Genomic DNA, 13,099 nt, shown 5'->3' with positions numbered 1-13,099 from the left:
AGGAGTGGGGGAAAACTCTTTGAGCGAGAACGTATTCTTTAGAATCATACGTTTGTCAGTTTTTATTGTAATTATCTTAGTTCTTGTTTATGGCTATTTTCTACAAACAAAAGGGATGTTAATGCCCTTTATAAAGAGCTCTGTAGTGCCTATGTTAATCAAGATCATTAGCGCTTATGGAATTGTTATATTGGTGGTAATGGCTATTTTCTCTTTTGGTTATTATTGTGGCAGAAGACATGGAAGCAAATCAGGATGATTTAAATATAATCCATTATTGTAATATATTTTCCTTCTATTAGGGAGGAGAAAAAAGCTAGTCTGGACTTATGAATATAAGTGCCAGTCTTTTTTTGTATTTTTTTTCAGCACTGTAAGTGGAGTACCTTCAATTTCCATGAGTTCCCGAACATTCACCAAGAATAGTTATCTAAGGTGCACGATGGTAGTACCTGATTTATGTATATGGAAATATTTGTATACTGGGAACAGAAACCACTATAGGTCTTTAGATGTTTTTTTGTTTAAACAGAGACTGAGTTAGTAAATGTTTGATAACGGTTTCATCCTTGGTTTAATCAAAACAATCTAAGCAACAGTGATATAGGAGTAACGCTTTAATACGGAAATGTAGCAAAATGAACATGTGAGAAAATCTAACAAGTTGCTTGCATAACTATTACGTAGCCGATTAAACTAGGCACTAGAATATTGTCGGAATTATCTAACTTTTATTGAGGGGGCTGCCAGTTATGTTAAAGCGAAAGTTAATTTTGATTGGAAATGGAATGGCCGGAATTAGGACGATAGAAGAAATATTAAAAATTGATCCTGATGAATTCGATATAACTGTTTTTGGAAGTGAACCACATCCAAACTATAATAGAATCCAATTATCAAAGGTTTTGCAGGGAGATACAACTGTTGCAGATATTACTTTAAATGATTGGAATTGGTATGAAAACAATAATATTCGCTTATATCCAGGGGAAAGTGTAATTAATATTGATACAAAAAAGCAGATTGTTTCTACAGATAAGAACCGTGAAGAACCTTATGATAAGTTAATTATCGCAACGGGCTCTAATCCATTTATGTTGCCTTTACCTGGTTCAGATAAACAAGGTGTGACGGCATTTCGCGATATTAAGGATTGTGAAACAATGCTGCATTACTCAAAAAAGCATCAGAAAGCAGCAGTTATCGGAGGAGGATTATTAGGACTCGAGGCTGCTCGTGGTTTGCTTAATCTTGGAATGAAGGTAGATGTTATTCATATTAATGATTATCTTATGGACCGGCAATTAGATCGGGATGCCGGAAAAATGTTACAAAAAGAGTTAGAAAATCAAGGTATGAACTTTTTATTAAATAAACAAACTACCGAAATTCTTGGGAAGAAACATGTAACAGGACTACGTTTTAAAACTGGCGATAAGATTGAAGCAGACTTAGTTGTGATGGCAGTCGGAATAAAACCTAATGTTGAATTAGCTAAAAAAACTGGCATTCCTGTTAATCGGGGGATCGTCGTAAATGATTTTATGGAAACAGAAATTCCTAATATATTTGCTGTCGGAGAATGTGCAGAGCACAGGGGAATGGTTTACGGCTTAGTTGCCCCGCTTTATCAACAGGGGGAAGTGTTAGCTAAACGAATTTGCAGTGTATACAGTGAGGGATACAAAGGGTCCGTTCTTTCTTCACAATTAAAAGTGTCTGGTGTAGATGTCTTCTCAACTGGAAAAATCCTAGAGGATGAGAATACTAAGGCGATTAAAATGTTAGATGATTGGAATGGAACTTATAAAAAAATCATTATCGAGCAAGGGAAAATAGCTGGAGCAGTCCTGTTTGGCGAAACGAAGGAAGGTAATCGGTTATTAAATTTAATCAAGAATGGTGCATCTATAGAGGAATACATTGAATCTAATCAGACGGAGGAAACAGGAAGTAGCTTAGTAGCCCAAATGACAGATGATGAAGTGGTATGTGGATGTAATGGGGTAACGAAGGGGCATATTGTCTCGGCAATAAAAAATGATGGACTTACAACAGTTGAACAAGTGAAGGGGTGTACGAACGCATCACGTTCCTGTGGTTCATGTAAGTCATTAGTGGCTGATCTATTGGAATTTACACTCGGTGATAAATATAGTGAAGATCAAAAGGAATCGATCTGTGCTTGTACCACTTTATCGAGGGATGAAGTTGTTAATGAAATAAAGGAAAAGCAGCTTACACATACAAGGGAAGTTATGAATGTATTAGGATGGAAAAATGATGAAGGATGCTCTAAATGCAGACCAGCATTAAATTATTATTTAGGCATGCTTAATCCAACAGAATATAAGGACGAACGGGAATCTCGTTTTGTTAATGAAAGATTGCATGCGAATATTCAAAATAATGGTACCTTTAGTGTCATTCCAAGAATGTATGGCGGTGTTACAAATGCAGATGATCTTAGAAAGATTGCTGATGTAGCAGATAAATATAAGGTAAAAATGATTAAATTAACTGGTGGACAACGTATTAATTTGCTTGGTGTACAAAAGCAAGACTTACCAAATATTTGGGCAGAACTTGGTATGCCGTCAGGACATGCATATTCTAAGGGACTGCGTACAGTAAAAACTTGTGTTGGTGCTGACTTCTGTCGCTTTGGTACTCAAGATTCAGTAGGGATGGGGATTGATTTAGAGAAAAAATTTGAAGGGTTGAATGGACCGCATAAAATAAAAATGGCCGTATCAGCTTGTCCAAGAAACTGTGCTGAAAGTGGTATTAAGGATGTTGGAGTCGTTGGTTTAGATGGAGTTTGGGAGCTCTATGTAGGCGGCAATGCAGGTACAGATCTTAGGGAAGGTGACTTACTCGTTAAGGTTAAAACGAAAGCCGAGGTACTGGAATGGACTGGAGCCTTTTTACAGTACTATAGAGAAACAGCGAATTACTTAGAAAGAACATCTGTATGGGTTGGCCGTCTCGGGATTGATAAGGTGAAAGAAAAACTTGAAGATAAAGGCTTGCGCGATGAATTAAATAAACGCATGGATATAACTTTAGAAACGGTGCAAGAACCATGGAGTGAAACACTTAAGGATGAAAGTTTAGTAAAAAGACTTTATGAAACAGTTAATGTTCCAGTAACTTCTAAATGATAGATAGGGGGAGTAATTATGGAAAATACAATAGGAAGAGTATTAATCGGAAAATATACGGATTTGCCAGACCGCCTAGGGAAAACAGCTTATATTGGAAAAGAAGAAATTGCCTTATTCAAGCTGGCAAATGGGGATGTTCGTGCCATTGAGAATCGATGCCCCCATAAAGGGGGAGTGCTTGCGGAGGGAATGGTTAGCGGAGACCATGTATTTTGTCCGATGCATGATTGGAAAATTAATGTGTGTGACGGTCAGGCTCAAGCGCCAGATCGTGGTTGTGTTAAAGCATATAAAGTGGAAGTGGAAGAGAACCTTGTATACATTGTCATCTGATTTTACTAAAGGAGGGGTATTATGTCATTCGTAAAGACAGATCAAGTAGTGCAGGGCATGATTGAGGCTGGTGAAGCAAAAGCAAAATTATCTATTATAGATATGTTAATTAGAGGAGGGCTGGCAGGTGCCCTCCTTGGGTTTGGGACAACATTGGCATTTACCGCTGAAATTCAAACAGGAATGGGGATTTTGGGAGCAATCTTATTTCCAGCTTGCTTTGTATTAGTCATACTGCTTGGGCTTGAACTAGTAACAGGGAGTTTTGCGCTCATACCTTTAGCGGTTTTAGAGAAAAGGGTTTCTATATCCCAAATGCTCTCCAACTGGTTTTGGGTCATTATTGGTCATTTAATAGGAGCAGGGCTGTATGCTTTTTTATATGTGATTGCAATTACACAACTTAGTCATGTTACTGATAATGCTATTGCAGCAAAAATTATCGCAGTTGCAGAAGCAAAAACGCTATTGTATGCAAATCTAGGCAGTGATGGTTTAATCGTCGTGTTTGTGAAAGCATTACTATGTAATTGGATGGTAACATTAGGGGCAGTCATGGCGATGACATCGACAAACACAATCGGGAAAATTGTTGCCATGTGGTTGCCGATATTAATCTTTTTTGCACAAGGCTTTGAACATGCTGTCGTAAATATGTTTGTGATTCCTGCAGGGATGATGTTAGGTGCGGATGTTTCTTTAGCAGATTGGTGGCTTTGGAATCAGCTCCCTGTGCTATTTGGGAATTTGGTAAGTGGGGTTATATTTACAGGTTTAGCATTATACTTTACTCATCATAAAGTGAAAAAGAAAAAAGAAATGGTTGTTTCAAAGAAGGAAGACTATATTGCTGAAACATAACATGTGATTTAAGGGGGGAAGATGATGGGAAAAGTATATATAGTTGGAGCGGGCCCTGGTAATTTGGACTTACTTACAATTAAAGGATTGAGATGTATACAGCAGGCTGATGTTATTGTATATGATCGTTTAGTCAATAGAGAATTGTTACGGGAAGCAAAACCTCATGCAGAATTCATTTATTGTGGAAAACAGCCGAAATTTCATACCATGCCACAAGAAATGATTAATCAGCTATTAGTCCATTATGCTCGCTTAGGAAAAGTGGTTACTAGACTTAAAGGGGGAGACCCCTTTGTGTTTGGCAGAGGGGCGGAAGAGATTGAGGAATTGGTAAAGAACAATATTGCTTACGAAGTCGTACCAGGTGTAACAGCTGGGATTGCAGCCCCAGCTTATGCCGGAATTCCCATCACACACCGAGAACTTGGCAATTCATTCGCAATCATTACAGGTCATTGCAAAAACGGAGAACCAGCAGACATCAAGTGGGAAAGTCTTGTCAAAGCGGTTGATACATTAGCTATTTATATGGGAGTAGGGAATTTACCATATATATGTGAACAATTAGTCAAGCATGGTAAGTGCAAAGATACACCTGTCGCCATTATTCAAGAAGGTACCACGCCTGAACAGAAGACAATAACAGGTACAATTGGAAGTATTGTAAGCCTTGCTCAAAAGGCGAAAATAAAGAACCCAGCTATGATAGTTGTTGGAGAAGTAGTTAGCTTCAAAAATAGAATAGAACAAATCCAAGAAGCGAACAACAAAGTAACCATCGGACTTACTTCAGGAAACTGATTATATGGAGAAACTGTTGACAAGGCAAGCTGTTACGAGAAAGGAATCGGGTGGACTAAGAAGCAATTGATTTTGTTTAAAGGTGCTGGGAATTATAGATGTATCGATCTTGCTGTCCACTCCAAAAGCGAAATTTCCGAGTTTCTAGAACAATTGATAACGGAGAATTAATACTAAAACCACTAGGTGTTCTAGATATTCTAATAGAAAGAATGGAAGAACAATTTCAGCTTAGTGAGGAAACAGAAATCCTCTTTATTGGTCGGGGAAGCAGCAATCTAGATGCTGTAAAGGATAAGCAACGAATTGCAGACAGAGAATAAAAGCGTTTCTGTAGTAGCTGTTTTCTGATTGCTGCTTTTTTTTATGGATTAAACCGGCTGGCCATAATATTTAATGTTGCATAGGAAATAATACTATGATATTATGTGTGTAACCGGTTACACAAGAGAGGTGAATTCATGGCTACTATACGGGATGTTGCGAAAAGAGCTGGAGTATCTGTGGCGACCGTCTCAAGAGTATTAAACAATAAAGGGTATGCACATGAAGATACTAGGAAGCTAGTAAACGAGGCAATTAAAGAATTAAATTACAAACCAAATGAAGTGGCAAGATCTCTTTATAAAAAAAAGTCACGATTAATTGGATTATTGCTTCCCGATATCAGAAATCCCTTCTTTCCTGAGTTAGCTCGAGGGGTAGAGGACGAAATGCAGGAGCAGGGACTTCATTTAATTATTGGGAATGCTGATGAAAAATTAGAAAAAGAAATAGATTACATACAGACTTTTAACCAAAATAATGTAATAGGAATTATTTCAGCAACAAATCAGGCGGAAACAAAACTTTACGAAAACCTGTCTTTTCCTGTCGTCTTACTGGATCGAATAACAGGCACTTATCCTTCTGTGTATGCAGATGGATTGGCTGGAGGGAAAAAAGCAGCACAAGAAATGGTTAGAAGAGGCAGTAAGCGAATTGCTTTACTTCGAGGACCGATTGAACTAAGGACAGCACAAGACAGATTCAAGGGTGCTGTTGATGAGCTATGTAATGCTAATGTAGACTTTCAGGTAATTACTTCATCGTTTGGCTTTCACGATGCTGAAAAAATGGCTAAAACTCTATTTGAGAAATTTCCTGAAACAGACGGGGTAATTGCAAGCAACGACCTTAGTGCAGCAGCTATTCTACATGAGGCGTTGCGAATAGGAAGATCTATTCCCGATGACTTACAAATTATCGGATATGATGATATACCGCTTAGCAAGCTGCTGTTCCCGTCCCTTTCTACTATTAGACAGCCTGCTTATGATATGGGAAGAGAAGCAGCAAAACTATTAATAAATCTAATCGATAATAAGCCGTTAGTGAATAAGAATATCCAAATGCCTGTTACCTTTATTGAAAGGCAAACAACAAGAAAGGTTGAGAAAAATGATTAAAATGACGATTATTGGTAGTTCTTCTATAGATTTAGTTGTAACAACTTCCAAACGACCAAATCAAGGGGAAACGATTATAGGAGAAAGCTTTAAGACAGTCCCTGGTGGCAAAGGAGCTAACCAGGCTGTCGCAGCTGCCAGACTTGGTGCTGAAGTATTTATGGTCGGTTGTGTAGGAGAAGATAATTTCGGTGAAACGATCGTTAACAATTTCACTGCTAATGGTGTTAATACAACCTATGTGGAACGGGTTACACATTCGGAAACAGGTACAGCGCATATTACCTTAGCAGAAGGTGATAACAGCATTATCGTCGTGAAAGGTGCTAATGATTATGTCACACCTGATCTAGTTGAAAAAGCATTGAATGTTATCTCTGAATCAGATGTTGTCCTAATCCAGCAAGAAATTCCTGAGGAAACAGTAGAATATGTAGCAGAAATTTGCTTTGCAAATAATGTGCCTTTATTACTAAACCCAGCGCCAGCAAGACCTATTAGTAAAACGGTCATTGAAAAGGCTACTTATCTTACACCAAATGAATCGGAAGCTGCTATTCTTTTTGAGGACAAGGATATCCATGAAGTATTAAAAGAGTTTCCAAATAAATTGCTGGTTACTGAAGGTAAAAATGGAGTTCGTTATTATGATGGAATCAATGAAATAGTTATCCCCGCTTATTCTGTTGAGGCAGTTGACACAACAGGTGCAGGAGATACCTTTAATGCGGCTTTTGCCGTTGCTGTAGCTGAAGGGAAAAGCATGGAAGATAGCATTCGTTTTGCGAATCGGGCTGCCTCCTTGTCTGTAACAAAATTTGGTGCACAAGGCGGAATGCCAACAAGAGAAGAAGTAGAAGGGAGTTTGTAATAATGAAACGTTATGGAATTTTAAACAGTCACATTGCACAAGTTTTAGCTGACCTAGGTCATACCGATTATATTGTAATCGCAGATGCTGGTTTGCCAATTCCCGATGGTGTTAAAAAGATAGATTTAGCGATTAAGGCTGGTTTTCCAACATTTATTGATGTAGTGAATGCTGTTGAAGAGGATATGATTATCGAAAAAGTGATAATCGCCTCTGAAATAGAAGCAGGAAATCCAGAGCATGCTGACTACTTAAAGGGAAAATTCGCTGATGCTGAAATTGAAAACGTTTCTCATGAAGAATTTAAACAATTAACGAAACAAGCTAAAGCAGTCATCCGAACAGGTGAGATTACACCATATGCAAACTGTATTTTACAATCAGGCGTATTTTTTAAATAGATGAGGTGGTAATTATGCGAATTACAATGGAAAACATCCATAAAGCATTTGGAACCAATCAAGTTTTAACAGGTGTTGATTTCGATTTGCTAGATGGGGAAGTACATGCCCTAATGGGGGAAAATGGGGCAGGAAAATCAACGATGATGAACGTACTTACAGGACTCCATGCCCGTGATAACGGAAAAATCACAATTGATGGAGAAGAAATCTACTTTAAGAATCCAAAAGAAGCAGAGCAAAATGGAGTCACCTTTATCCATCAGGAATTAAATATTTGGCCTGAAATGACAGTTCTTGAAAATTTATTTATTGGCAAGGAACGAAAGAATTCCTTTGGTTTTTTAAAAACCGCCGAAATGAAAGCGTTAGCAAAAAAGCAATTTGATAGATTAGCAGTATCCATTCCGTTAGATAAAGAAGCGGGAAGCTGTTCTGTTGGAGAACAGCAAATGATTGAAATCGCGAAGGCATTAATGACAGAAGCAAAAGTGATTATCATGGATGAACCTACTGCTGCACTGACAGAAAGAGAAATCAACAAACTGTTTGATGTGATTACTTCTTTAAAAAAGGAAGGGGTATCAATCGTGTACATTTCTCACCGAATGGAGGAGATTTTCTCGATTTGTGACAGAATTACCGTTATGCGTGATGGGAAAACCGTTGATACGAAGGCCATTCCAGAAACAAATTTCGATGAGGTTGTTAGAAAAATGGTTGGCAGGGAATTAACAGACCGGTTTCCTAACCGAGAGCCTCAACTGGGTGAAACGGTTCTACAAGTAAAGGGTTTAACAAAATCAGGACAATTTGAAGATATAAACTTTTCTGTTCGTGCTGGAGAAATAGTTGGGGTTTCAGGCTTAATGGGAGCTGGCCGAACCGAAATCATGCGAGCAATTTTTGGTCTTGATGGAATGGATGGCGGTGAAATTTGGCTGGAAGGTAAGAAAGTGAGTATTAAGACACCAGAACAGGCTGTAAAGTTAGGTATTGGTTTCATTACAGAGGATCGCAAGGATGAGGGGTTAATTCTTGATTTCTCCATAAGGGATAATATTGTGTTGCCAACACTTGCAAGCTTCGCACCAAAAGGAATTATCCAGGAAAAAAATGAGACAGACTTTGTTAATATGCTTATCAAACGCTTGACAGTAAAAACGGAATCGAAAGACATTGCTGTTGGAAAGCTTTCAGGCGGAAATCAGCAAAAAGTCGTCATTGCCAAGTGGGTAGGAATTGGACCAAAGCTGCTCATATTGGATGAACCAACTAGAGGAGTAGACGTTGGGGCAAAGAGAGAAATTTATCAACTTATGAATGAATTAACAGAACGAGGTGTAGCAATTATCATGGTATCCTCAGAATTACCAGAGATTCTTGGCATGAGTGATCGAATCCTCGTCATTCATGAAGGAAAAATAAATGGAGAATTATTGAAAGAAAATGCGACCCAAGAAAAAATTATGACATTGGCAACAGGAGGTCAATAAAATGAATCCTATTAATACAGTAACACAACCTAGCAAGACGAATATGATGAATGCAATTACACAAAAGTTAGGACCATTACTAGGTTTAATAATATTAGTTATTATTGTGTCCATTTTAAATCCTAGTTTTCTAGAACCATTGAATCTCTTAAATCTTTTAAGACAGGTTGCGATTAATGCACTTATTGCTTTTGGGATGACCTTTGTGATTTTAACTGGAGGAATTGATTTATCTGTCGGAGCTATTCTTGCTTTATCTAGTGCGTTGACAGCAGGGATGATGGTAGCTGGTGTAGATCCGATTGTGGCAATCTTAGTTGGCTGTATTCTTGGTGCTTTGATGGGAATGGTAAACGGACTATTTATAACAAAGGGAAAAATGGCTCCTTTTATTGCAACACTAGCAACAATGACGATTTTCAGAGGATTAACACTTGTTTATACTGGTGGAAATCCGATAACTGGTCTTGGTGATAACTACCTGTTTCAGTTATTTGGTCGTGGTTATTTCCTAGGTATACCTGTTCCAGCTATTACGATGATTCTTGCATTTGCTTTCTTATTCATTCTTCTGCACAAAACCCCATTTGGTCGCAAAACATATGCGATTGGTGGAAATGAAAAAGCAGCTTTAATATCAGGTATTAAAGTACCAAAAGTAAAAATCATGATTTATAGTCTGTCCGGAATGCTTGCAGCTTTGGCTGGTGCAATTCTTACTTCACGCTTAAATTCAGCACAGCCTACAGCTGGCACTTCCTATGAACTTGATGCGATTGCAGCAGTTGTATTAGGTGGGACAAGCCTTTCAGGAGGAAAAGGAAGAATTTTCGGGACACTTATCGGTGCGTTAATCATCGGTACCTTAAATAACGGCTTGAATCTTCTTGGAGTTTCATCCTTTTACCAAATGGTAGTTAAAGGAATCGTTATATTAATTGCAGTATTACTTGATCGTAAAAAGTAGTATAGGGAGAGATCATGATGAAAAAATTAATCGTTTTATGTTTATCACTAACACTTATGCTTCTAAGTGCGTGTTCCATGCAACCGCCTAGCTGGGCAAAACCAGATAAAAAGAAGGATTTAGAAGATATTAAAATTGGCTTATCGGTTTCTACATTAAACAACCCATTCTTTGTTTCTTTAAGAGATGGTGTGGTTAAAGAAGCGAAAAGCTTAGGGATGGAAGTTATTATCGTCGATGCACAAAATGATTCTGCCAAACAAGTTAACGATGTGGAGGATTTAATTCAGCAAGGGGTAGATGCTTTGCTTATAAACCCAACCGATTCGGCATCTATTTCAACAGCAGTTCAATCAGCAAATAATATTGGCATACCAGTAGTTACTTTGGATCGTTCTGCAGATAAAGGAATAGTAGAAGCATTAGTAGCTTCAGATAATATAAAAGGTGGAGAAATGGCCGCAAACTATATGATAGAAAAGTTAGGAGAAAAAGCACAAGTTATTGAATTAGAAGGAGTTCCAGGGGCATCAGCTACAAGGGAAAGAGGTCAGGGCTTTCATAATATAGCAGATGAAAAATTGACTATCATTGCTAAACAGGCAGCAGATTTTGATCGGACAAAAGGATTAACTGTTATGGAGAATCTTCTGCAAGCAAACCCAGATGTTAAAGCAGTATTTGCTCATAACGATGAAATGGCATTAGGAGCAATTGAGGCAATTAATAGCTCTGGTAAGGATGTTATGGTCATTGGATTTGACGGAAATGACGACGCATTAAATGCGATTAAATCAGGAGACATGGAAGCGACAGTTGCTCAACAACCTGAGTTAATTGGTAAGCTTGCTGTGGATGCTGCAAGAGATGTTTTACAAGGTAAAAAGGTAGAGGAAATTATCGCTGCACCGCTTAAATTAGTTACAAAAGATAATTAAATGAAAGAGAAGTAAAAAGGACTGGGGTGCCAGTCCTTTTTACTTGAACCATCCTTTTTCCTTAAATCTGGTGATGGCTTCTATGCGATTTTTAACTTCCAGTTTATCCAGTATCATGCTGATATAATTTCGCACTGTTCCTGTCTTAATGGATAGCTCTTGGGCAATTTCTTTTGTGTTTTTTCCATTTGCAACCAGCATAAGAACTTCTTTTTCCCGCTCTGTAAGGGGATTTTCTTCTTTGTATACATCATCAATTAATTCTGGTGCGTATATTCTTTTTCCTTCCATCACACTGCGGATGCTTTTTGCCAAATCATCACTTGGACTATCCTTGAGCAAATAGGCTGATACGCCCGCTTTCAATGCACGCTGGAAATAGCCTGACCTGGCAAAGGTAGTTAAAATAATGACTTTGCATGGATGGCTCATGAGTTCTTCCGCTGCTTCCAAGCCTGTTTTGGCAGGCATCTCTATATCCATTATACAAATATCAGGATTTTTTTCCTTGACTAGCTGGATTGCTTCTTCCCCATTGTTTGCTTTGCCGACAACCGTGATATCATCTTCTAAATCAAGCAATGAACCCAATGCACCTAAAAGAAGGCGCTGGTCTTCGGCAATGACAATCCTGATCATAGTAAGTCCTCCCGTTCCATTATTTTTCCATCATGTGGAACAGATATATGTAATATCGTTCCTTCTTTAGCGGTAATCTCGATAGTACCGTTGATAAAATCCAATCTTTCTCTCATGCCTGCTAATCCGTTTCCTTTATGAGCATCTTCTTCCTTAAAAGGACTGGTGCCATTATCTTTGATTTTCATAATTGTTTCTTTTTTGTTTTGGCTGATGCTTATGTAGCAAGAGGTGGCATTGCTATGCCGAACTACATTAGTAACAGCTTCTTTTAAACACATACTCATAATGTTTTCTGCAATTGAAGAAATTTTAAGATTGGAAGCTATATCACTAATTAGGCTTATTTCGGCTGCTTCTAATATTTTTTTTACAAGGAGGAGCTCGTCTTTTAATTTTATACCGCGCATTTCAGAGACCATTTTTCTGACTTCATTTAATGCAGTTCTTGAAGTATGCTGAATATCTTTAAGCTCCAAGCGCGCTTGTTCTGGGTCCTTATAGACTAATTTTCTTGCTAAATCACTCTTTAAGCCAATAAGGGATAGCTTTTGACCAAGTGTATCATGAAGATCTCTTGCTATTCGCTGTCTTTCCTCTAGTTTAACTAAATTGGATATACGCTTATTCGCATCTTCCAGCTTTTCCTGCAGCTGGCCTCTCTCTTTGCGGTTATGGATGGTCAATGGCAATAAAATAACGCCAAACCAGATGATTAACACAAAGGGAAGCTGCTTTAACAGCAAGGGATCACCAATTATCACCTTGAAGTAAATGGCGAATGTTGTAACTGCCAGGTGTATAAAATATAAGATGAAATAAGGAATCTGTTTCTTTATATTTCCGATAAAATAGGATAGGAAAAAAGAAAAATATACATAGCTGTATGCATAAATAGCAAAAGTGGATATCCCGATTAAAAGGGACGGCCATAAATATATCGTCCAACCTTTTGAAAGGTAAGCAAATCTGTAAAATAGAAAAAATAAAATAGTAAGGATAATACCAGATATCACATCAACTGCTGAAGAGGCGTGGAATATAAAATAAAAGGGCAAAATAGTAAGTAATGTCCAAATATAAGGAGAAATACCGGTGCTTTTTTTTAAAACCTCTAATCTTTTTATCATCAGTTTCTAACCTCATTATTTATTAGCTGTCATTCGTCCATTTT

The 13,099-nt window shown here is 37.9% G+C and carries 13 protein-coding genes; 11 read left to right on the top strand and 2 right to left on the bottom strand.

All coding sequences use genetic code 11. The features are described 5' to 3' along the window. The first annotated feature begins 752 nt into the window (after positions 1-752). The 11 genes from nirB to rbsB all read left to right on the top strand — a co-directional run bounded on the left by nirB (position 753) and on the right by rbsB (position 11,286). On the top strand, positions 753-3,164 hold the full coding sequence (nirB, locus tag ACLIJJ_RS15130; protein WP_411411197.1) for a nitrite reductase large subunit NirB: 2,412 nt from the start codon (positions 753-755) through the stop codon (positions 3,162-3,164). Between the two features lie 15 nt (positions 3,165-3,179). Continuing rightward, the gene (gene nirD, locus ACLIJJ_RS15125; protein ID WP_411411223.1) at positions 3,180-3,500 is read left to right on the top strand and encodes a nitrite reductase small subunit NirD; all 321 of its coding nucleotides are present in this window, start codon (positions 3,180-3,182) and stop codon (positions 3,498-3,500) included. A 21-nt stretch (positions 3,501-3,521) separates the two neighbouring features. Then, positions 3,522-4,361: a formate/nitrite transporter family protein gene (locus ACLIJJ_RS15120; RefSeq protein ID WP_233314983.1), complete on the top strand. Its 840-nt coding sequence runs from the start codon at positions 3,522-3,524 to the stop codon at positions 4,359-4,361. 24 nt (positions 4,362-4,385) lie between these two features. Continuing rightward, positions 4,386-5,165 (top strand): uroporphyrinogen-III C-methyltransferase, encoded by a 780-nt coding sequence (cobA, locus tag ACLIJJ_RS15115; protein WP_233315627.1) that lies wholly within the window; start codon positions 4,386-4,388, stop codon positions 5,163-5,165. A gap of 98 nt (positions 5,166-5,263) precedes the next feature. Continuing rightward, complete coding sequence (locus ACLIJJ_RS15110) at positions 5,264-5,488, top strand: sirohydrochlorin chelatase family protein (RefSeq protein WP_341081374.1); 225 nt, start codon at positions 5,264-5,266, stop codon at positions 5,486-5,488. Positions 5,489-5,626: 138 nt separating this feature from the next. Then, positions 5,627-6,613, top strand: coding sequence for a LacI family DNA-binding transcriptional regulator (locus tag ACLIJJ_RS15105; RefSeq protein ID WP_233314984.1), 987 nt, complete (start codon positions 5,627-5,629; stop codon positions 6,611-6,613). Continuing rightward, complete coding sequence (gene rbsK, locus ACLIJJ_RS15100; protein ID WP_233314985.1) at positions 6,606-7,484, top strand: ribokinase; 879 nt, start codon at positions 6,606-6,608, stop codon at positions 7,482-7,484. The genes ACLIJJ_RS15105 and rbsK overlap by 8 nt, the downstream gene beginning before the upstream one ends. A 2-nt stretch (positions 7,485-7,486) precedes the next feature. Further along, positions 7,487-7,885, top strand: a complete 399-nt coding sequence (gene rbsD / locus ACLIJJ_RS15095) for a D-ribose pyranase (RefSeq protein WP_233314986.1) — start codon at positions 7,487-7,489, stop codon at positions 7,883-7,885. A gap of 14 nt (positions 7,886-7,899) precedes the next feature. Next, positions 7,900-9,381, top strand: a complete 1,482-nt coding sequence (locus ACLIJJ_RS15090; RefSeq protein ID WP_411411196.1) for a sugar ABC transporter ATP-binding protein — start codon at positions 7,900-7,902, stop codon at positions 9,379-9,381. A gap of 1 nt (position 9,382) precedes the next feature. After that, positions 9,383-10,348 (top strand): ribose ABC transporter permease RbsC, encoded by a 966-nt coding sequence (rbsC, locus tag ACLIJJ_RS15085; RefSeq protein ID WP_396953833.1) that lies wholly within the window; start codon positions 9,383-9,385, stop codon positions 10,346-10,348. A 17-nt stretch (positions 10,349-10,365) separates the two neighbouring features. Beyond that, the gene (gene rbsB / locus ACLIJJ_RS15080) at positions 10,366-11,286 is read left to right on the top strand and encodes a ribose ABC transporter substrate-binding protein RbsB (protein WP_233315629.1); all 921 of its coding nucleotides are present in this window, start codon (positions 10,366-10,368) and stop codon (positions 11,284-11,286) included. Between the two features lie 39 nt (positions 11,287-11,325). Here the strand turns inward: rbsB and ACLIJJ_RS15075 are convergent, their stop codons facing one another. Together ACLIJJ_RS15075 and ACLIJJ_RS15070 are read right to left on the bottom strand one after the other, a co-directional pair. After that, on the bottom strand, positions 11,326-11,925 hold the full coding sequence (locus ACLIJJ_RS15075) for a response regulator transcription factor (RefSeq protein ID WP_233314988.1): 600 nt from the start codon (positions 11,923-11,925) through the stop codon (positions 11,326-11,328). Next, the gene (locus ACLIJJ_RS15070) at positions 11,922-13,055 is read right to left on the bottom strand and encodes a sensor histidine kinase (protein ID WP_233314989.1); all 1,134 of its coding nucleotides are present in this window, start codon (positions 13,053-13,055) and stop codon (positions 11,922-11,924) included. Before ACLIJJ_RS15070 ends, ACLIJJ_RS15075 begins: the two co-directional genes overlap by 4 nt. Positions 13,056-13,099: the final 44 nt, after the last annotated feature.

It is taken from the genome of Niallia laureatilytica (assembly GCF_046613985.1).
In the GTDB taxonomy this organism is placed as follows: Bacteria; Bacillota; Bacilli; order Bacillales; family Cytobacillaceae; genus Niallia.
The sequence above is the reverse complement of the archived record's forward strand: the minus strand, read 5'-3'. Positions and strand labels throughout refer to the sequence as shown.